We start from the raw sequence: 22344 nt of genomic DNA, 5'->3' as shown, positions 1-22344 counted from the left end.
CAATGACTTTATATAAACAGCTTGTGGTCGGGATGGTTGCGGTGTTCATACTGCTGATGACGTCAGTTTTTATGATCGAATTCAATACCACCCGTGGATACTTAGAAGAGCAGCAACGCTCTGAGGTAAGTAATACCATTAATACTGTTGGACTGGCTCTCGCCCCTTACCTAGAAGAAAAGGATAAGGTGGCAGTGGAGTCTGTTATCAACGCCCTGTTTGATGGCAGTTCTTACTCCGTCGTTCGATTGATCTTTCTTGACAGCGGTGATGATATTCTCCGCTCATACCCTGTAAAGCCAACTGGCGTACCACAGTGGTTTACCAACCTTAACTTGTTTGAGCCTGTTCATGACCGCCGCGTAATCACCAGTGGCTGGATGCAGCTAGCAGAGGTTGAGATTGTGAGCCACCCAGGCCCGGCCTACGACCAACTTTGGCAAGCATTCATCCGCTTATTAACCATCTTTGGCACGATCTTCTTGTTAGGTTTAGTGTCTATATCTTGGATCCTCAAACGTGCCTTACGTCCGCTCTCGTTGATCATTACTAAGATGGATCAGATCGCTAAGAATCAGTTTGGTGAACCACTGGCTCGCCCGAAGACAAAAGATCTTACCTTGGTTGTTGATGGCATCAACCACATGTCGACTCAAGTTGAACTAGCCTTTAAGAACCAAGCGAAAGAAGCTCAAAAGCTTCGTGAAAGAGCGTATATCGACCCAGTATCTCAGCTAGGCAACCGCGCTTATTACATGTCTCAATTAACTCAGTGGTTAGAAGAATCGAGCTTAGGTGGTTTAGCGGTACTAAAAGCCGAATTTATTAGTGAAGAGTACGACGAAAAAGGCTACCAAGAAGGTGATGCCTTAGTTCATCAACTGGCTGAACAGCTACAGGCTTCAATTTCATCACCAGATATCACCATCGCCCGTATTTCTAGTGACGAGTTTGGCTTCATTATGCCGAACATTGATGAAAGCGAACTGAAACTTGTCGCGGGCAGCATCGTAAATTGCATTCAAAACCTAGGTTCAGACCCTACAGGTACGGCGAATCCACACATCGCATTAGGTGTGACATACAGCAACACACGAAAAACCAGTACCGAAATCATGTCGTTGGTTGATAACGCACTCTCAAGTGCCAAGGCGAACCGAGAGCTTGCTTACGGTTACGTAACCGCAGACGATCACGGCGCTGTGATGGGTAAACAACAATGGCGTATGTTGGTTGAAGAAGCGATCATCAACGACCTCATTACCTTCCGTCTTCAGGCTGCAAACAATGCTTTTGGTAAAACGTATCACCAAGAAGTATTCTCTGCGATTGAAAAAGATGGCGTGCGTTACGGTGCTAACCAGTACTTGTACGCACTAGAACAGCTTGAAATGAGCCATATTCTCGACCAGTACGTTATCGAGAAGATGATTGAAAAACTGAATGCGAAGGAAGTAACAAGCCCAGTTGCTATCAATATCTCGCCGAGCAGTATTTCTCAGCCAAGCTTTATCCGTTGGATCGGCAAAACGCTTGAAAACAATGCCTCAATCGCTCACTTGTTGCACTTTGAGATTCCAGAAAACTGCTTCATCAACGTTCCGCACTACACGGCACTCCTGTGTAACACCATTCGCAACGCCCAAGCGGTGTTTGGTGTCGATAACTACGGACGTAACTTCCAATCACTGGATTACATCAACGAATACCGTCCTAGTTATGTGAAGCTAGATTACCTATTCACACATAACCTTGATGACGAAAAACAGAAGTTCACCTTAACGTCGATCTCTAGAACCGCTCACAACCTAGGCGTCACCACCATCGCGTCTCGAATAGAAACTCAGACTCAGCTGGATATCCTGTCTGATAACTACGTAGAAGTGTTCCAAGGCTTCATTGTTGATAAATAGTTGTAAGGGTTATATCACATGCAAGATCCACTATTGAACTCACTGATCTACGTTAGCCGGTATTACGGGTTAGCTAACTCGCCCGAAGCGTTGATCAATGGGCTACCACTATCCGATGGAAAGCTAACCCCTTTCCTATTCCCTCGTTCTGCGGAGCGAGCGGGATTAGTGGCGAAAGAAAACCGTTCCGACTTAGAAAAGATCCCTCACCTGATACTGCCTGCGGTTTTACTACTTAAACAAGGCGAAGCGTGCGTTCTCAACAGTATCGATTTAGAGAAACAAGAAGCGGAAATCATTACAGCGGAAAGCGGAATGGTGCCAATCATCATTCCTGTCGAAGAGCTGAAAGAACAATTCATCGGCCGCTACTTCTTGGTAAAAAAACAGTTCCGTTATGATGAACGTTCACCAGAGGTTCTAAAAACCCGTAAAGGTCACTGGTTTTGGAGCACCATTTGGGAATCGAAAAACATCTACCGAGATGTGTTGATTGCCTCCATTCTGATCAACATCTTCGCGATTGCCGCGCCCATGTTCACACGTTTGGTGTATGACAAAGTAGTACCAAACCTCGCCTTTGAAACCTTGTGGGTGCTGGCAAGTGGTATCTTTGTGGTGTTCCTATTCGATTTGCTGCTCAAGTTGATGCGAAGCTACTTCATTGATGTTGCTGGTAAGAAATCCGATATTCTCATTTCCTCCAAGTTGTTCAGTAAAGTACTGGGGATTCGCATGGAAGCAAAGCCTGCTTCTGTCGGTGCTTTCGCTAAAAACTTGCAAGAGTTCGAATCAATCCGTGAGTTCTTTACCTCTGCAACCATCGGCTCGCTAATCGACCTTCCCTTCGCACTGATGTTCTTAGCGCTCATTTGGTTAATGGCCGGAAACCTTGTGTTCGTTCCTGTTATCGGCGTGGTCATTCTGATCATCTATGCACTGTTAATCCAAGGTCCACTGCGTCGTACTATTGAAGAAGGCTCTCGTCTTGCTTCTCAAAAATACGCGAACTTAATTGAGAGTTTGGCTGGTTTAGAAACCGTTAAACTGTTCAGTGCGCAAAGTCAGTTCCAATTCCGTTGGGAAGAAGCGGTTGCTCACATGGCGAATTGGAATATCAAAAGTCGTCGTATCACCGATAGCATCCAAAACACCGCAGGTTTTGTTCAGCAAAGTACCAACGTTGGTATGATCATCTTTGGTGTGTACCTAATAGCGGAAGGCGAACTGACGATGGGTGGCTTGATTGCCGCAACCATGCTGAGCGGCCGAGCGATTGGCCCTCTTGTTCAACTGTCTTTGCTTTCTACACGTTACAACCAAGCGAAGTCATCGATGACTCTGATTGAACAAGTAATGTCGATGCCTGACGAACAAGAAGAAGGCAAACGCTACATTCACCGCCCGATTATTCAAGGTCATATCGCGTTAGACAAAGTGACGTTCCACTACCCTGACTCGCCAGTCGCTTCTATCAGAGACTTAACGCTGCATATTAAACCTGGTGAAAAGGTGGCGATCATTGGCCGAATTGGTTCAGGTAAAACGACTCTAGAGCGCCTGATTATGGGCCTGTATAAGCCCACAGAGGGCCATGTACGCATTGATGACACCGACATGGAGCAACTGCATCATGTCGACGTACGACGCAATATAGGCTGTGTTCCGCAAGACAGTAACCTGTTCTACGGTTCAGTAAGAGACAACATTACCTTGGGTCGTCCATTGGTCGATGACCGTGATGTAATGGATGCAGCGAACCGTGCAGGTGTTACCGCTTTTACTCAGCAAGATCCAGCAGGCTTAGAACGACAAGTGGGCGAAGGCGGTGGTTTACTGTCTGGTGGTCAACGCCAGTCGATTGCCATTGCTAGAGCCTTCCTAGGCCGTCCTCCTGTGTTATTGATGGATGAGCCGACCAGTGCCATGGATAATCGCTCAGAGATGCACATCAAGCACCAGCTTAACCAATTGTTACCAAGTGAGACGTTAATTCTGATTACACATAAAACGTCGATGTTGGACATTGTAGACAGAGTGATAGTGATGGAGAAAGGCAGCATTATTGCCGACGGACCAAAAGCGCAAGTTCTGTCAGACTTGAAGCAAGGTAAGGTAAGAGCTGCAAGTTAAAGCGCTCATGTGACTTAAAGAGTCTAACTAAATCAATATCAGTAAAAAGCAAAGGGGGAGCATCAGCTCCCCCTTTTTTTATTCGAATATATAGAAAACGGTTCGAACCGATCTAGCAGATTCGTTCAGTTTGAGAGTCTTTCAATCACAATGAGATATCTTCTTGTTCCATCTTGAATGAACATTGAATCTCGTATTGATTGAACGAAAATACACTGCCACCATGCGTTCGCTTAGTCGTGACCGTCTCATCACCAAACTGGATCGTCACTCGGGTATACACTTTTTCATGAGCCTCTATGGTGCATTCTGCTAGGTTAGTTTCAAATTCCGCTTCGAGGGTATCCAACTGCGACTTAGTGTTTTCAATCGCAAGGTTGTTCTTTTCTCGTTGCTGATCAATTTCCAACGCTTGCTCTTCGCTTCTCTCCGCTTTTGGTCGCTTCTTAAATTCGAGCTCTTGGCGAATCACATCCATGGTTTGCTCTTGAGCGTGTTTATAGATTTCTTTTAGCTCGGCTATCTTTTGTCGGTAGCCGTCGTAGCGGGCAAAACCATGCACCTTGGTTACGGTATCTCCCTCAACACCTAAGAATACACATTCTACTTTTCCGCCGACTTTGGCTTCACCACCGCTGAGCGTACCATGCTTCTTCATGGTATCCATCACAATAAGATTATTACCACAACGAATTTCGTTTCCCATGCTGTGTACACCAAGTCGAAGATCGTTGGCCGTTTGTAGCTCGGCATTCTGTGCGTAGCTTGCTGTGATAGAACCTTTGCTAAATACCTTACAGCTTTTTGGCTCGCCCTCTTTGGTCGTATGGCCGATAATCCCTTTGGCGACTTTGATATCACCCTGAGCTTGAACTTCTGCCGATTCGATAAAACCACCAACCGTAACACTGCCGGTCGCTTTGACGATCATTCCCGGTTCGATGTTGCCAGAGACAAATACATTGCCTTTAAATTTAACGTGCCCAGTTGAGACATCGACGTTACTAACACACAAGGCGTCATCCACTTCAATGGTTCGATCTTTAATGATGGGTAGTCCAGGATATGAGGCGAGTAGTAAGTTAGGGTCGTCAGGAGAGATATAGGTGCCTTTGCCAGGCTTAATTAAACTATCTTGTCCGGGAAGAGGAGGGATAACTCGACCTTGGACGGTAAAGCCAGCGATGCCTTTGGTTGCGGGGGTACGTTTCATTAAGTGATCATTTTGACCAACGGTAATGGTTTGTCCCAAATCTCGCATATCGATCTTGCCTTCGTCTTTACTGCGAGGCTTCAAGACTTGGCGAGTAATGTCTTCAACCAAGGCGGCAAACTTAGCGTCTTTCCCCTTTACAGGTTGCGTCCCCTTGGCGACTGGCTGAGTAAACTTTTCGCCGGGCTTAAGCTTGCTACTCATCATCAATGCTTTTCTGAGCGCTAACTTGTTAATTCCTTTTGTTATGTGAGCTTGAGCTAAACAGTGAATGATGTCGCTACCACGCAGCGCGTGTCCATCATATGGCCCCGTTACCACAAGACTTGCAAGCATCTCATCATCAGACAATTCGACTGCAACACTTGCATTACGAACTTCAGCAATCAAGATTCCTTCATAAGCTTCACCCTTGCCTTCTTTAGCAAGAGTGACGAAGCGCAACACCTCTTCTTCGAAAAGAAAATAGTTAGATACGTTCAAAGCTTCCAAGATTGGTGGCAGCGTCTTGTTATCAAAGCTTGCGTCAACCACAAACCCAGTTGGCAGACACGCCATCACTTGTTGCTTATCTTCCGACAATGTAACGATGTTATCCCACATTCGAATTGAGTATCCCTAATGACTCAGTTGTTATTCAGTCTATATAATTCGTTCTGCGCTGAGTATCACATTATTAGAATAATCAGCGTCACATCACTTACTTTCGATTCTGCAAACATGACTCATAAATAAGACTGACACATTTTATGATCCGCTTCACCTTTACAAATACATTGATGAATTTTGCAAAATATTTAGTGCGATTGAATGTTGATTCGAGGTTGAGCCAGATAGTAAAGACGAGTCGGTTTAAAAGATTAGAGGCTGTCATGGAGAGATAAAACAGAAAGGATAAAGCAGGTAATCCGGGTAAAACCTGATTTCGATAGTGTGTTCCAGTTTACAGTGTAAATCCAAGATTCTAATTTACACTGTAAATCTAGTTCGTAGTGGTAAGTTTATTAAAATGATGGCCTGTCTATTTACACTGTAAATTTGCTAGCAAAGCATCGACATCTTTACGAAACTGAATCTCTGCTTGTTTACGACCAACAAGATTAAACTGTTCGACACAAGTCCCCCACTCTTTCTGTTGAACGACCTTTGCGATAAGTAAGTCAGAAACACTGGCTCCTCGATCGTTACTGAGCAGAATCAAGTTCAATACGCAGAAGCTAATCGCATCATAACTATTGCCACCGTTTACGTAATTTCTAACTAACTGAGTTTCAAACTCAATAATGGTTTGTACACTCTTTGGCAGCAGTGCTCGCACCATATCAGTTTCAAGTGAAACTAAAGAACCAGAAACAAGAAAACAGTAGCTGCGCTCAAAATGGTTTTTCAGTTGGTAGACCCAAGCTTGAGCTCTTGGGTTAAGCGCCTTAACCATCAGCACCGAGTGACAACCACTTGCCTGATCTCGCTGGTGGCCGATATGAACAGGCACAAATTCACTATCATGCCAGAAAGAAATCAGTTCACTGGTCGCACCGAAGCTTGTCGCCAAATAATCAGCTTGACGATTTTGTTCAGATAATTGCCCCAACATCCAACTGCCAATACCTAAACCTTGATGACGCGCTGAAACAGCAATGCGCATAACTCGAAGGCAACGACTGGTCGCTGCCTGAGTACAGCCAAGTTGGTTTGCAAGTAATACAGGGGCAAGGTGACCTTGAGGCCTGCGTTTTCCAAGTTGAATTTGAGCAATCAACTCGCTGTCCAAACCTCCTTCTTCCGTCACGAACATACAGCCTAAACATTCGTCTTGCTTCCAAGCGGCGTATAAACGGATTGCTGGGTTATTGAGAAACTGCATTAAGTCATTAGGCGAGGTCTGATAGTGCGCATCCACGAGAAGAGAAAAACATTGTTGTAGCTGCTCAGGATTAGCCAAGCATTCTGCTTTTGATAACTCGACCAAGTTTAATTGGTTGATTGCCTCGGCAGAAAAGCCATCGAGTTCATCAACCGCCGAGTCACTGAGTGATGCGTCATTACCAAGTAGGAAGCAATCAAACAACCAAGTCTCTAGCGGATCGTTGTTATTCCAACGAATCGGTTGTCCGAGCTTAAAGCCTTTCCACCCCGGACGATGTTCAGAAAGCCAAGACTCAAACTTAATACCAAACCCACGTCCACTACCCTCGTAACCGTGTACCGTGGTTGAAAAAACCATACGGTGATAGATATCGACCATGGATTTAAGCATTGGAATTGGAATTGCAGCGGATTCATCAACCAATAACAAATCGCAATCAGGCTTAGATTTAAGTAATTCATCTGGCGCGACGAATCTTAAACTGCCACCTTGATGACCAATGTGAGTAGCGTTAACCACTTCGCAAGATTCTAACCCTTGGCTAGCATGAGAAAATACCGGCTCTACCGCTTTGACTGAAGGTGCCGTAACAATAATATTAAACCCGTGACGCTCAACTAACAGCTGCGCTGCGGCAATACCCAGAGTTGAGCTTTTACCTCGACCTCTGTCTGCGGTCAGAATTAATGGGCGCTTTCGATGTCCCGTGACGACTTTCTTAACTAACTCAACAGCCATGCTTTGCTGTTCAAATTTGTCCAAACCATTTTTAGCGCTTTGCATCTGAGGAAGAGCGTTAGTCGCTTGAATAACATCCCCTACTTCATTGTGTTGTGAAACAGAGATCAGTTTATCGAAATGGCGTTTTAGCCAACGTTGAGCAAAGCACTCGCTATCTTCAGAGTCATCAACTTTTGGCGGCAACACCAACAACAGCCCCCCACCGACTAACGAACCCAGCGCGGCGCTAAAACCATTTGCATCGAATTGTTCTCTAAAATCACAAACAAGAACTTGGCACTCTCGACCAAGCAATTGTTGACCTTTTTTTACTGGAGCATGAATCACACCTTCAAATGGCGTACCGCCAATCTGGAAGATACTCGGAGTGTGTGAGTCTTGAAGGAAGGTAAAAACAGCAGAGTTTTGCCAATCAAAATCTCCATCAAAGACCACGCCGTAACGGTGATCGTTATGTTGAGCAATGTTAGAAAGTGTATGCAGAAAAGTGTTGGTTGGGTTTGTCATAGTTAGCGTCCAGATTCATCTAAACACAGTTTATCACAGCCAAATAAAAAGCCGCATAAAGCGGCTTTAGAGTAGTAATGAAAAGTCGTCGACTTAGTCAAGCTTCGATTGTACGAAAGCGAGGATTTCTTCCATTGTCGCATCATCAACTTTCTTAAGGTTCAACGCCAAGTTTGAACCCTTACGGCTGTATGATGCGCGGCCTTTAATAAGCTCAACTTTTGGAGACGTTTTCTTCACTGGCGCTGGCGCCAATTCAAGAATCCAACCTTCCAAAGTTTCTGTCACGTCTTTTGTTAGACGAGTTACGCCTTGAGCTTCACTACGTTGCCAAACAAAACCTTCAGAAGCATCACACTTAGTCAGCAATGTTTGTTGTTGTTCACTCGTCAATCCACCAAACTGTTTGTGTAGCTTAACAATAGTTGGACGACCAAGGTCGCTCACATTTGGGTAAGCTTGTAGCAATTCAAGTGGTAAAGCGGCCGCTTTCAATGCACCACTCACCAAAGCTTCACTGCACTGGAACATTTTCGCCAGTGCTTTCTGGTCCTCAGCTTCGCCTTTATCCAGCTTCGCTTGCATCTCTTTACCCTTCTCGTAAAGAGAAAGCGGTTTATGAGCGTTAGCTACGTCTGATAGAAACTTAGCGTGTTCGCCGTTAATGTTTTCAGCAACATAGATTAGGAACTCTTTGTCAGCCAAAATACATGACATACGACGACGGCTACCATCAAGAACTTCAATCTTACCGTCTTTATTCTTACGACCAACCGCTGGGTATTGCTGACCACGTTCTTTTAATGTTGTAAGAACATCAGAAAGCGCGTGCTCATTTAAGAAAGATTGCTCACGAGCATTCTCTTCAAAAACAACCGTTCGAGTTGCGACATCGGCTGCTGGAATACGAACCAATTCAAATGAAACCAACTCTTCACCCGCAACTGAAAGTTCAATCACTTGAGCCTGTTCTTTAGCAGCAGTTTGCGCTTCTTGAGGCGTAGCTACACGACGTTTGTTTGCTTTACCAAATAGCTTTGCATTTAAGTCAGATGTTTTAATTGCCATTGTTGTTATCCCTGATTAAGTGAAGGCCAGTTGCTATGTAATACGCGCTCTAATTCTAGAGCACTTTTTTGTACTGCGTCTTGAGCAACAGCTAGAGTTTTCTTGCCGCCCTCAAAGTCGCTCACCGTTAGATCGAAAACCGTGCTGTAAGTGTCGGCACAGGTTTCAAAAGCACGGCTTCTTGGAATGGTTGCCATCATTACTTGGTCATTCAACAGGTAGTTCATTTCAGTCAGAACTGACACCTGTTTCTTGTTATCGTCTTCAAACATGGTTGGCATTAGACGAACAAATTCGAGCCCTTTCCAGTCATCCGGGAACATTTCGTAAACCGTTGGTAAGTGCTGGAAGAAGTTAACCGTTGAAGCCCAATCCAAACGCTTAGCAGCACATGGAATCAGAAGTGCATTCGACGCGTACATTGCATTCCATACTAGAGGGTCAACGTGCGGGCCGGTATCAATCATAATCACATCGAAATCATCGGCGATTTTGTCGATAAGCTTCTCTTTTAACAGACGAACAATATCAAGTGACTGATCTTGTGAAAGGCTTTGCCACGCTTCAGCGTTAAACATCGCATCTTCTGGGAATGCAGAAATTGTCTTCAGGTTTGGATATTGAGTTGGCAATAGTACGTTCTTACGAAGAAACTCTAGATCGACGTCTTGGTCTTCAGGCACGTTGTCCAACATGATATCGACGGCAGAATAGATACTGTCGTGCTCTGCTCCACTAATTTGTGGATTTAGGAACAGACGCAAAGAGCCCTGAGGATCCAAGTCAATCAAACAGATACGGTAGCGCTTATCCAAATTCAGAGACAAACAAGCGGCTAAGTGAACTGCTGTCATTGATTTACCCGTACCACCCTTCTGGTTTTGTACGTTGATAATCCATGGCTTATTGTCAGCGTGCTGCTTACGTTGGTGGAACTTTGGCACTTCTGCCGCGTCCATCAACATGTGAGCTTCTGTCAATGAAATCGAGTAATGATTGGCGTTGTTCTTTGTAAACTGATGGCCATCAGCTTCAAGTTTAGTGATCGCTTCATCGAGTTTACGACGCGTCAAACCAGAACGAGTCTCCATCATAGCTTTAGACATTGGAGGGAAATGTTCATCACTTCGCTCTTCCAAAATAATCTCAATTCGGTCAGCCTGAACTTGTTGAGTTTGTTCGGCTAGCTGATAGAGCTTATCAATCGTTTGTTCTCTTTTCATTGCCAGTTTCCGTAATGATTAACTAAGCACAAATTGTACAGCGATTAACAACAAACACAACAAAAACATGAACATACATTTATGAGTAAAATCACATAAAATAGACTGTGTTTTTACAATTTGATGAAACATCGCCTTAGACAAACACAAAAATGACCGTTTCCATCATGTATAACCATGTTATTTCTGGTCTACATTTTAAATGTTACAGCATCACTTATTTACAATGTAAATGGAATTTCAGCGAAAAACCTTCGGAACGATTGAAATACAACCGTAGATTACGGTTGGTGTGATTTGCATTCGAATTTATAGATTTTCAATCCAATAAAAATTAAAAAACGTTCAATAAATAAAAGATTCAAAACAGAAGAGAAGATGGGGTGTCAAAAAACAACAGAGGCTTGGAGCATAACCGGAAGAATGATCATGGAACACATCCAGTGTAAGATAATTAATAACGCCAAATTATGAAGCATGATCAAGGAGTAAACTTAGCAATATTGATCCGAGCAACTGCACATTGGAAATGATCAACTTCCGGAAAAATGATCAAGTAAACATCGTTCCGGAAGCATGTAATTAATGAGCTAAGTTACGGACAAATGCTTTTGGAATGGGGATTCAACGCCTGTAAGGGCTCAATGATTGAAAATTCAATCGACACAGACCGAGAATACACAAACATGACAGTTTCATGATCATGCTTCCTAGTTAAGAGCCACCAGCGCTAAATACATCAAAGCAATCCATTTCCAGCGGATACAGACTAAATTTTGCACTCAATAGGATAGGAACGATAAAAAGTATGCTCTCTTGATCATTGTTCCGATAGATTAGCCGCTAGAAGTGTCCACATAGACAAGTCAAAAGCGACTTAGAAACCGATGTTGAATTCCGATCTGTGGATAAGCTGTATAAGTATAATGATCATGCTTTCGAACCAATAATGATCATGCTTACAACCACTTAATGATCATCGTTCTGATGCTCTGTGATCATGCTTTCTTAAGTTTAATGATCATAGTTTCGGAGCCTTTATGATCATGCTTTCCAAGTCGATTTATTTTAATACTTTAAATTCAGCCACTTAAAAGCAAAGTCACGTCCAGATCATTAGATCACTTAATCATTTAAGATCATATTAATCAAAAAGATCAGTTATTTAAAAGCCAATAAATTCTCTTTATTTATGATCATTCTTTCTTTATCATTCAGGAACTATAGTGAAATTACGGTTAGTGTGATACGGATCAAAAATGAAACCAGAAGAGAAATTGTTAATTAAGGCACGAAGCCACAAAGATGGTCATTTATTTGAGGTATCTGAAACAGCCGTTGAATGGATAGAACAATATCAACACTTCAAAGGTGTCACCAAAAGCATAGTTGAGCTTCTTAACCTAATTTCACTTCGTGGGTTTAGTAGCAAAGACGGGTACGTTTCCACCACTGAGATTATTGAATCAACCGATGGTCAAGTCACTCGCGCGGCCTTACAGCAAAGGCTGAGAGCAGCAGTCAATATTGGATTGTTCAAACAAATCCCCGTTCGCTTTGAAGAAGGCCTTGCTGGTAAAACCATGTTGCATCGCTTTGTGAACCCAAACCAATTGATATCGGTACTGGGTGCCACCAGCTTAGTAACAGAAAGCGTGAAGCAAAATGAAAAGCAAAAGCGCTCTAAAGCCCTAGCTCAAACCAAAGTAAACAAGCGCTTACTGAATGAACATGGACTGAATACCCCACCAACGATGAAAGATGAAGCGGATCAATTCATTGTTTCGCCAACCAATTGGGCGGGGATTATTGATCAAGCGTTAGCGCCGCCTAGAACTCGTAAGAGCTACCAGAAATCCATGGTTTCGATCTCTGGCACTCGAGCGGTGATCGAGACACGATCTTCTAAAAATATCATGACCGTTGACGATCTGATGACGCTATTCGCGTTATTCACGCTCACCGTTCAATATCATGATCATCACCAAGATGATTACCATTTAGACGCGAAACACACACCGAACAAAACACCACTCTACATCACTGATATTTTGTCTTTGCGTGGCAAGAAAGACAGCGGCCCAGCACGTGATTCGATCCGCGACAGTATTGATCGTATTGAATTCACTGATTTCCAACTGCATGAGCTTACAGGCCGCTGGCTTAGTGAGAACATGCCAGAAGGCTTTAAGAGTGATCGTTTCCGATTCTTAGCTAGAACCATTACCGCATCGGAAGAAGCGCCTACAGAGGGCTCTGACGGCGAAATTCGCATTAAACCGAACCTATACATCTTGGTTTGGGAACCTTCGTTCTACGAAGAGCTGCTGACGCGTGATTATTTCTTCCTATTTCCGCCAGAAATTCTGAAGCAACATACCTTGGTCTTCCAAATGTATTCGTACTTTAGAAGCCGCATGGCACGTCGTCATTCAGATTGTATGTTGCTCAGTGAGCTCAACCAGAAGTTGGCGCGTAACATCGATTGGCGTCGGTTCTCGATGGATCTGATCCGTGAACTCAGAAAGTTGGGCGAAGTAGGGGATCATGAAGATACCTTCCTGGTTAACCTTTGGGGTTATCACTTGACGATCACCGCGTTGATCGAAAAAGGCAAAACGACGGATTATCAAGTAGATATCAAATGTAATGTGGAAGAAGTATTACGATATTCAAGAGCGCGCACTACCAACGCCGGTAAGCGTAATATGGCGCCGACGCTACCGAACCCGCTTCGTAACGAAATGGTGTCTAAGCAGAAGCTGGAAGAGTTGTCTGAGATTATCGATGGTGAGTTTGAGCCAATTCAGCGTAAAGCACCGTCGCCAAGAGGCAAATTGGGACGTCGAGTTAAGCAACGTAAACACTCTGTTGAGATCAACGCTGACGAGATCATGATTACTCTCTCTAAATATACCTCTGCAGAGGCTCTAGAACGCAGTATAACGGCTTTATCCGCTATGACAGGGCACTCACATGCCTCAATCAAAGAAGAGTGCTCAGAGCTCATTGAGAAGCTTGATTGGTTGAGAGTAGGGGAGGACGTTATTCCATACGAAACACTGAGTCGTTTGATTGAGCTTTACAACGACCGTGATAGCACCAGCAATCGACATCTGTCCATTGAACGTTTGATCTCTGGTTTAGCGGTGCGTCGCAAAGTGTGTAAACAAGTTCATGAAGGTCATTTAGACGAAAACGTGTTCCTTGCACTCGATGAAATGGCGATTGGCCACTAGTCATTATCCTATTGCGATAAGCCTGTTTTATCGTGGCTGAATGGATAGTTTTGAACACATTAGGTGCTGATTAAAATCGCACCTAACGCTGACAAAGTGATGACAATGTAACGCATCCAGTTGATTATTATTTATCCCGAATAGACAACCTTTGTCCTTTCTTATGATTAATAGATTGGCTCATATTTTGTTACATCATACTGAATAGATTTTTGCGAGTTCCTAAGGGACTCGCTTTTTTTTGCCAAAAATTCAGTCAATCATTAAAACTCAATAGCTTACAGAGCTAAGTGCCGAAGCATGATCAAGGCTAGATCATGCTTTCTACGGATCTAACTCTGATGAGATTCTGATTTGATGTTTGATCGAGAAGAGCTTGATCAGTGGAGATGGCGTTGAATGCTACCTTGATCATCGTTTCGGGGATGGGTTGCCATAAAGCGTACATGCGATTCGATCAATTTCTCTGATTCTGCTTTCCAACGTGGTTCTTGCTGTTGGTTCGTAAACTCCAAAGCCAATACACACAAGTGTTGTAGCCGCAGTGTACACCACTCTTGCAAACCAGTTTCTGATTTTGGGTCGCATGACACCGCTTGCAGCTTGCTATAGGCAAACATCAGGTATTGGTAGGCCTTTTCTTGATGGCTTGAGTTGCTGGCCTCCTGCGAAGCCAACTCCGGATTCGATGAATCCGCGAGGTGGCGATAGAAAGTAAAGATTCTCAGACATCCGTCTAGCCAACATGCGATGCCTTTGCTCTGCTTATCCGTGATCAATGGCCCCCAGAGAGCATCTGGAGGCGTTAAGATCAAAGGTTCTAACCGGTCCACTTGATCATGCTTTCGGTCTTTGTACCAATCTCCGATCCGCTCTAACCAAGTGTCTAGTTCATTCATGCAACGTTATCCCACTGTTTTACAAAGTGATTATCAGCAACTTGTTTGATTTCATGCTGTATTTCACAGCTCTGCTCTCGAATACGATCAGCGTCTATTGAATAGTTTGGCTCATTTTTGACGAGTTCGCCAAATGGCAGATCGGGATCTGGTACGGCAGAGATCAACAACTTAGTGTACGGGTGTTGTGGATTGGTTAAGATCGACTGGGTTGATCCCCATTCGACGATCTGCCCTTTGTACATCACCGCCGTCTCTTCTGCGATGTAATGTGCCGTTGCAAGATCGTGGGTTATGTACAAAAAGCCAATCCCCAACTCTTTCTTCATTTTTTGCATTAGGTTCAACACGCCAAGTCGAATCGAGACGTCCAACATCGAGGTGGGTTCGTCAGCAAGAATAACCTCAGCGCCAACGGCCAGTGCTCTGGCTAGGTTAACTCTCTGTCTTTGGCCGCCACTGAGCTCGTGCGGGTATTTAGCGAGAGTTTCGATGGGTAACTCCACCAGCGTTAATAACTCTTTGAGGCGTTCTGTGTGAGCTTGTTTAGTGGCAACTTGCTTATGGATCTTAAGTGGGCGCGTTAAATGGTGCTCAATGGTGTGAGTTGGGTTGAGTGAACCAAAGGGGTCTTGAAACACCATTTGTACACGGCTGCGATAATCCAAGATATCTTTACGGCTTTTAAGTGTAGTGATGTCCCTACCTTTGAACAGTATCTCTCCCTCGGTGGCAGGGTAAACCTTGGTCATCAATCGTGCGCAGGTGCTTTTCCCGCAGCCAGATTCGCCAACCAGTGCCAGTGTTTTTCCTGCATGTAAGTTAAAACTCACCCCATGCAGTGCTCTAAAGATCTCCTCTTTGCCAAATCCACCGCCAACGGTGAATTCTTTAACGAGGTTTTTTACTTGAAAAATGGGTTGTGACATAGAGCTCTCCTAGCACGCAGTCGCGTGAGCATGTTCATGAATATTTGGGAAGGAACTCCATAGCTTTTGGGTGTAGGAGTGTTGTGGGTTATTGCGAATCTCATGGGCTTTATTGACCTCAACTATCTTGCCGTGGCGCATGATGGCAATGCGATCACACAGCTGGCTCATTAGTGCGAGGTCATGGGTGATGAAGAGTATTGAGAAACCAAACTCCTCTCTGAGTTGGTGTATCTGCTGTAGAATTTCGCGTTGCACAACCACATCCAGTGCCGTGGTTGGTTCGTCCATGATGATCAGTTTTGGGTTGAGGGCGAGAGCAATGGCAATCACCAAACGTTGACGCATGCCACCACTGAATTGGTGCGGGTATTCTGTTAAGCGATGGCGTGGAATATTCACAAGGTCGAGCAGTTTCTCGGCGCGATCTTTCGCCTGTTCATTGCTCATACCTTTGTGATGACGCAGCACATCAGCAAACTGCTCTTCGATAGTTAATACTGGGTTGAGTGAATTCATCGAGCTTTGGAACACCATAGCGATTTCACTCCAACGTAAGGTATTCAAATGCTTGTCCGATAAGCTCAGTAGGTCTTGCCCATCAAACAGTATCTGACCCCCAGAGATGAAAGCCGGCGGCTTGTGAAGTCGGTTAATAGCAAATGCGATGGTGCTCTTGCCACAACCTGACTCGCCGGCCAGGCCAAAGATTTCTCCTTGCCCTATGCTAAAGCTGACGGACTTTACGGCATTGAAGTCACCGTCGTCGGTGATGTAGTCGACGCATAGATTCTTCACTTCAAGAAGCGGTGTATCTGGATTTTCCATAGACATGATTGATACTTAGTTATGATATTGATAACTATTATCATTAACATGTGTTGGATTTAGTGAAAGCGATCAGCACAAAAACAATGAAGTGCCTCGAAATTTATCTTGGGTTATTTCACGAATTTTCAGCAGAAGATAAGCATTGAAAGCGGGGAAAATGAGAGTTGGATCAAACCACATTTCTTATGGGGAATCTTTTAAATGTAATTGCAGAAAATGGCTTTGGCAAAGTTTAAATGAGGCATTTATTAATTAGCTTTGTGAAGCGTCGGAATCATCACACTTCAGTACAGAATTTCTTAACAAGCGAAAAAGCATTTGCTACAGATTACCTGTCCATTACATGGTGCTTTTCGGAGGAAAACATGTCCATTAATTCTATCAACCATGATGAAATGACAAATATTGCAAACAAGTGGGATGCTGAAGAAGAAGTATCTTTCAAACCAGAAAAGAAAATGAAGTCTGCTGAAGCTCGTCGCCGTATCGAGGCTCTAAGAGAAATTAGAGAAAGTGGTTTGAGCCTGGAAGAAGCAAGGGAGCTAGGTCTTATTCACTAACAATCCCCATTGCATTTAGAAGGGTGGCGTAACGCCACCCTTTGATTCATAAGTACTTTTTCATAACTCCTATCTAGATTAAATCAACATTTTGATTCTTTAGATCACTGTTTCGCTTAGCTGATCCCTTTTGATATTAAGTTCTTCAGATGAAAAACACGCACATGGCATACTCTTGAACTAAGTTGTTTGACAGCAATATGCAACGCCACTAATTTTAAAGTTAAAGCAAAAATATGCGATGTCGTTGGTAAGGAGAGGCTATGTCTAATTCTGTGGCACAAGCTAAAGAAGTGCTGTTTTATGAACCTGAAGATCCGAACGGATACCTGTCAAATTTTGCCGCTTGTCCCATCAAGGTAGGTGATCAAGTTTGGGCAACCAGCGAACATTATTATCAAGCGATGAAGTTTGCTTCTGAGGCATTACGCAATACCATTTTGGAAGCCAGTACCCCTGCTGAAGCGTTCTCTTTAAGTCGTGACTATGAAGATCAAGTTCGAAAAGATTGGTATGACATTCGTGTTGAAGTGATGCGATTCATTGTGACCGAGAAGTTCAGACAGAACCCACAATTTGCTCTGTTCCTGACGGGGACAGGCGATTCAGTGATTAAAGAGCACTCTCATAAAGATCACTTTTGGGGAGATGGGGGCGATGGAACTGGTGAAAACCACCTCGGAGAGATTTTGATGGCGGTGCGCCAACAACTTCGTAATCAGTCGCTGTATTTGATTACTTCGCATTAAATGAATTGACTCGAGTTCTAGTGATACGTTTATTAAGTCTTCACTAATAAATTAAAAGGCCGCCCTGTAAGCTTGCAGAGCGGCCTTTGTCATTGTTAGTCACTAGGGTTGACCAAAAGTACAAAAACGTGTCACGAAGTCATTCATGGCCTATTAGCTAATCAAGTGAGCGCTAGCCAAATGCTATAGATAGCTTTGTACAATGTCGTCGAGCTGACCATCGCCTTTCATCTGATTTAGGCGTTGGTCGATGAAGTTTTGCAGCTTAGGATCCATTTCAGGATCAAACGCTAAATGGATAGGGTAGTTATTGATTACTGTTCCAAAGTCTTGCATCTGGTAATCATTAATACTTAACTTTTGCTCGTTAAGGTTGTATTTAATTCTCGATTCCATTTCAACAAACACTGTATCGCCAGGTGCACGGTTCAGGACTCGAAAAGCCGCGCTGTAATCCTTAACTCGAATCTCGTTGAGCTTGCCTTGCTGGATGTAAGGTTCTAGGTTCGGATATTCAAACCCCACCAGTAATACCACTGCTTTTCCGTCTAAATCATCAATTGTATTGAACTCAAATGGCTTCTTACCGCTGCTGAGTAACACATGTTTTACATTGTAAATTGGCTCTTCAGATAGGTTAACAGACTGGATGTTCCCCCAACTAGGGCTACCATAGGTTACCCAGTTTGGGTTCTCTCTTGCATCGAGTTTGTCGATCATTCGATTAAATGGGTAGGTGTGGTACTTGATCTCATACTGGCTGTCATCGAATACCGCTTCAACGATATCAGAAACCATTCCTCTGTGAGATGACCCGTCAGTTTCGATCTGAAAAGGTTGCGCTTGGCTCGCAATAATGTAGTAGTGGAGAGGTTCGCTTGCAAGAGCATAACTGCTTGAAAACAAACTGACTATGGATGCAACGATAAGATGTTTTTTCATAACCTTCCCTAGTTATTTGATGAATGACTACTATTATACTAGTTGAGTAATTGTAGTTTGCTAGGATAACAATAATGGTAATTTGTGTATGGTGAAAAAAGGAAAACGCTATATTGGACTCTCCCGACAGTTGATCGGGACTATCATAGCAATTAGTACCTTATTCACAGTTATAGTGACAGGTCTAGGGTTGTATGTAGAGTACCAAAGTCGAGTTTCTTTTATTAGTTCTCAGATCGAACAGGTTAAGGCTGGCTATCTTTCTGGCTTAACAGCGAGTTTGTGGGTTGAAGATCGAGAGCAGTTGCTTGTGCAAGCTGAAGGCATCTCTCGCCTCCCCTCAGTTAGCTATCTTCTTATCGAAAGCCCTGATGAAAAAATTCTAGAATTAGGTAAAAAGACTGAAGGTCAGTCTTATTCTCAGTCTTGGGAAATGGTGCACCAAATGGCGGGGACAGATTTCCCATTGGCGACGCTCACGGTGCAATCTGATTTGAGCATGATCCTCAATGACTTTGAAGAACGCGTACTATTACTACTCGCCTTCGAAGCCGTTAAAATCTTCTTGTTGTCTCTGGTTTGTTTAACCATAGTGTATCGCCTGGTCGTAAAACGCTTAATGACCATGTCTTCTCAGATCAACCAGCAACAGGTTGAGGACAATAAACCGCGCTTCATAACACCAACCGAATCTACTTATAGCGACGAGATCTCGACATTAGAGAGTAGCTATAATCAGTCTGTTGAACGTATTCGTCAACAGTATCAAGAGTTGATTAAAGCCAAAGAGACGGCTGAAGTTGCTAACCGTAACAAGAGTGAATTCTTGGCTAACATGAGCCATGAGATCCGCACACCTATGAATGGGATTATCGGGCTGTCGTCTCTGCTTTCTGAAATGGATATGCCGAAAGAGCAAAAAGAGTACGTCAACATGCTCAATACCTCTTCGTTAACTCTTCTAGACCTTATCAACGACATCTTGGATTATTCGAAAATTGAAGCGGGTCGTTTAGAACTTCAGCAAGAACCGATGAAAATGATGGGAATTGCTGCCGATGTAGAGTCGACCTTCAGAGTCAAAGCCGAACAGAAAGGGCTTAGGTTCCAGCTAGCGATTGATCCTAAGATCCCAACCATGGTGATTGGCGATGGAACCCAGTTAAGACAAGTCCTGAATAACCTAGTCGGCAACGCAATTAAATTTACTGAGCATGGTCATGTCACGCTCTCGCTTCGTTTGGAAGAAGTGGTTGAGCCTGAGCAAAAACTCAGAGTGAAGTTTGAGGTTGCCGATAGTGGTATCGGCATCGCAGAAGACAAACAGAAATCTGTATTTGATAAGTTTCAACAAGCCGACGGCAGTACCACGCGTATTTACGGAGGCACAGGGCTTGGTCTAACAATATGCGAGAAGATAGTGACATTGATGGGCAGTAAGCTTGAACTCACCAGTGTTGAAGGTCAGGGCAGTACATTCTATTTTACGGCTGACTTTGACCCGTGTTTAGAAGCCGACGAAAGCAATATCGATTTCACTAAGGTTTCGGTTTTGCTAGTGGATGATAGCCAGCTGAACATGCGTATAACGTCTACACAGCTTCAATCCTTCGGGGTTAAGTCTGAGTGCTGTGAAACGGCTACCCAAGCGTTAGAGTTGGTTTCGGAGTCTGTGGCTAAGTCATCACCCTATGATCTCGTGCTGATTGACAAAGTGATGCCGTCCGTTGATGGCTTTCAACTGGCAAGAAGCTTAGTCGAACGCTTTGGTAGCGAATGTCCAAAGTTAGTGATGATCTCTGCCGACCCACGAAAACAAGATGAAGCACGTGCTAAACAGGTGGGTTTTATTGCCTACATTGCCCGCCCTTATCAAGACAACCAACTTAAATGGACCATCAGCGAGGTGTTAGCAAGAGCGGCAGATACCTCAACCTTTACCTATTCAAACAGAGGTGAAGTTGCGTTCAAAGATAATGAACCTGTGTCGTCAACTAAACCGACGGTCTCTGTGAAAACCACACAAGCAGATAAACAATCTCCAATCAAAGAAGAGCCAAAACCTACGGCTGTCACTGCGTTATTTAGTGGTAAGGTATTGGTCGTTGAAGACTCAAGAGTTAATCAACAAGTTGCCAAGATGATGCTCAAGAAGCTCGGGTTTGAAGTCGACATTGCAGACAATGGTAAAGTTGGAGTCGATAAGTTCAAATACAATGAATATGTGATGATATTTATGGATTGTCAGATGCCGGTTCTTGATGGCTTTGAAGCGACGAAACAGATTAGAGCACTCGAAGAAGGGACGTCGAAACATATTCCTATCGTGGCGCTAACAGCCAATGTAGTGCAGAGAGATAAGCACTTATGTTTTGATGTGGGGATGGATGAGTTTTTACCTAAACCCGTGAACCAAGGCAAACTGAGAGAGATTGTCGCGAGTTTTTTGCCTGATAAGAGCGAGCTTACAGGCGACAGTGAGCAGAAGATTGTTTAGTCCGCGCGCCATTAAATCTCATCGTTAAAACCCAAAACTCCGACCTAATCAGTCGGAGTTTTTGTATATGTGGGGTTACCCATCTCAACGGATGCGGCACTAGCCAATGCTATCGATGTGGATCACTACTGAGTCAGGTCGCCAGTATTCCAATTCACAGTCCATTAGCTCGCCATCTTGTTTGTAGTTTACACGGCAGATCTTCAGCACTGGCTGACCTTCAGCTAGGTTTAACGCCTTAGCGACATGCGCAGGAGCGGAAGTGGGAATCACATCAAAGCGCGAATGTTTGGTCTCATAGCCATACTTCTCTCTATAAATACCTGTTAGTGACATGGTGAGGTTTTCCGACAATATTTTTTCAAATAGGGACGCTTTTAATACGTTTTCAACGAACAGTACCGCTCTGCCATCAATAAAGCGTAATCGCTCGAACACGTGTATTGGCGTTATCTGTTCTATCTCTAATGCTCTGGCGTAATCGCCTGATGCCATCTCTGTGCGAGTGCTCAGCAGTCGTGTTTCTGCGATGCGATCTTGTTCGCGAATCATTTGATGAAAGTGAGAACGAGACAATGGGTTGTAGCGGATACGTTCGGGTGACACATACCAGCCTCGGCGCTCCTCTCGGTATATCAGACCTTCGGTTTCTAACGACACCAATGCATCTTTGAGTGTGATTCGTGTGGTGGAAAACAGTTCGCTGAGCTCTCGTTCGGATGGCAGTTTTTGTCCCTCGGTGAAGATACCTGATTGAAGTTGTTCTCTGATGCTCGCCTTAATTCTACCTAGCTGTGTCCCTGATTGCCCTGTTGCCAATGTTCTCATTACTGATCTAGTCCATAAGTTCGTGTGCTCAATAAGGTAAACCATGGAGTTAACAGGAATGTGACAGTAAACAAAGGCTTACTGTCATATGAGTGAAATATAACTGCCACGAAAATGCACCCTAACTGTCAAATAAGTTGCGCGAAAGCGTCATATTCTGGCGATAGCATACAAAACGAACTTACTGACCTAGTCCAGAGGGATA

Annotated in this window: 15 protein-coding genes; 6 read left to right on the top strand and 9 right to left on the bottom strand. The window is 43.9% G+C overall.

What is annotated here, in order from left to right; all coding sequences use genetic code 11:
- Positions 1–2 precede the first annotated feature (2 nt).
- Positions 3–1913 carry a bifunctional diguanylate cyclase/phosphodiesterase gene (locus tag ATB74_RS01255; protein WP_060980816.1) on the top strand — a complete coding sequence of 637 codons (1911 nt, stop codon included), beginning with the start codon at positions 3–5 and terminating at the stop codon, positions 1911–1913.
- Positions 1914–1931: 18 nt separating this feature from the next.
- Positions 1932–4046, top strand: a complete 2115-nt coding sequence (locus ATB74_RS01250; RefSeq protein ID WP_061015974.1) for a type I secretion system permease/ATPase — start codon at positions 1932–1934, stop codon at positions 4044–4046.
- 145 nt (positions 4047–4191) lie between these two features.
- Here ATB74_RS01250 and ATB74_RS01245 read toward each other — a convergent pair whose 3' ends face one another.
- The 4 genes from ATB74_RS01245 to ATB74_RS01230 form a co-directional block, all read right to left on the bottom strand.
- On the bottom strand, positions 4192–5862 hold the full coding sequence (locus tag ATB74_RS01245; RefSeq protein ID WP_061015971.1) for a DUF342 domain-containing protein: 1671 nt from the start codon (positions 5860–5862) through the stop codon (positions 4192–4194).
- Between the two features lie 418 nt (positions 5863–6280).
- A complete protein-coding gene (locus ATB74_RS01240; protein ID WP_061015970.1) occupies positions 6281–8374 on the bottom strand; it encodes a GNAT family N-acetyltransferase in 2094 nt (697 codons plus the stop codon).
- A 93-nt stretch (positions 8375–8467) separates the two neighbouring features.
- On the bottom strand, positions 8468–9442 hold the full coding sequence (locus ATB74_RS01235; RefSeq protein WP_060980820.1) for a ParB/RepB/Spo0J family partition protein: 975 nt from the start codon (positions 9440–9442) through the stop codon (positions 8468–8470).
- A gap of 5 nt (positions 9443–9447) precedes the next feature.
- Positions 9448–10665: a ParA family protein gene (locus tag ATB74_RS01230; RefSeq protein WP_060980821.1), complete on the bottom strand. Its 1218-nt coding sequence runs from the start codon at positions 10663–10665 to the stop codon at positions 9448–9450.
- Between the two features lie 1259 nt (positions 10666–11924).
- Between ATB74_RS01230 and ATB74_RS01225 the strand changes: the two genes are divergently transcribed.
- Positions 11925–13904 (top strand): replication initiator protein RctB domain-containing protein, encoded by a 1980-nt coding sequence (locus ATB74_RS01225; protein WP_060980822.1) that lies wholly within the window; start codon positions 11925–11927, stop codon positions 13902–13904.
- A gap of 380 nt (positions 13905–14284) precedes the next feature.
- On the opposite strand, the gene ATB74_RS01220 is transcribed toward ATB74_RS01225, so the two are convergent.
- Genes ATB74_RS01220 through ATB74_RS01210 form a run of 3 tightly spaced genes read right to left on the bottom strand, consistent with a single transcriptional unit; the run spans position 14285 to position 16566 of the window.
- A complete protein-coding gene (locus ATB74_RS01220; RefSeq protein WP_061015968.1) occupies positions 14285–14803 on the bottom strand; it encodes a hypothetical protein in 519 nt (172 codons plus the stop codon).
- A complete protein-coding gene (locus tag ATB74_RS01215; RefSeq protein ID WP_061015966.1) occupies positions 14800–15732 on the bottom strand; it encodes an ATP-binding cassette domain-containing protein in 933 nt (310 codons plus the stop codon). The genes ATB74_RS01220 and ATB74_RS01215 overlap by 4 nt, the downstream gene beginning before the upstream one ends.
- Positions 15733–15741: 9 nt before the next feature.
- The gene (locus ATB74_RS01210) at positions 15742–16566 is read right to left on the bottom strand and encodes an ABC transporter ATP-binding protein (protein WP_061015964.1); all 825 of its coding nucleotides are present in this window, start codon (positions 16564–16566) and stop codon (positions 15742–15744) included.
- 362 nt (positions 16567–16928) lie between these two features.
- Here ATB74_RS01210 and ATB74_RS01205 point away from each other — a divergent pair, with 362 nt between their 5' ends.
- The gene (locus ATB74_RS01205; protein ID WP_004736928.1) at positions 16929–17123 is read left to right on the top strand and encodes a PA3496 family putative envelope integrity protein; all 195 of its coding nucleotides are present in this window, start codon (positions 16929–16931) and stop codon (positions 17121–17123) included.
- Positions 17124–17386: 263 nt separating this feature from the next.
- Entirely contained in the window at positions 17387–17872 is a 486-nt protein-coding gene (locus tag ATB74_RS01200) for an NADAR family protein (protein ID WP_061015954.1), read from the top strand.
- Between the two features lie 183 nt (positions 17873–18055).
- Here ATB74_RS01200 and ATB74_RS01195 read toward each other — a convergent pair whose 3' ends face one another.
- Complete coding sequence (locus ATB74_RS01195; RefSeq protein WP_061015952.1) at positions 18056–18814, bottom strand: substrate-binding periplasmic protein; 759 nt, start codon at positions 18812–18814, stop codon at positions 18056–18058.
- Positions 18815–18902: 88 nt separating this feature from the next.
- Between ATB74_RS01195 and ATB74_RS01190 the strand changes: the two genes are divergently transcribed.
- Complete coding sequence (locus ATB74_RS01190; protein WP_061015949.1) at positions 18903–21311, top strand: hybrid sensor histidine kinase/response regulator; 2409 nt, start codon at positions 18903–18905, stop codon at positions 21309–21311.
- Positions 21312–21410: 99 nt separating this feature from the next.
- Here the strand turns inward: ATB74_RS01190 and ATB74_RS01185 are convergent, their stop codons facing one another.
- On the bottom strand, positions 21411–22139 hold the full coding sequence (locus ATB74_RS01185) for a UTRA domain-containing protein (RefSeq protein ID WP_061015947.1): 729 nt from the start codon (positions 22137–22139) through the stop codon (positions 21411–21413).
- Positions 22140–22344 lie beyond the last annotated feature (205 nt).

Origin of the sequence: Vibrio splendidus, assembly GCF_001557875.1 — a bacterium.
GTDB lineage: Bacteria > Pseudomonadota > Gammaproteobacteria > Enterobacterales > Vibrionaceae > Vibrio > Vibrio splendidus_F.
The sequence above is the reverse complement of the archived record's forward strand: the minus strand, read 5'-3'. Positions and strand labels throughout refer to the sequence as shown.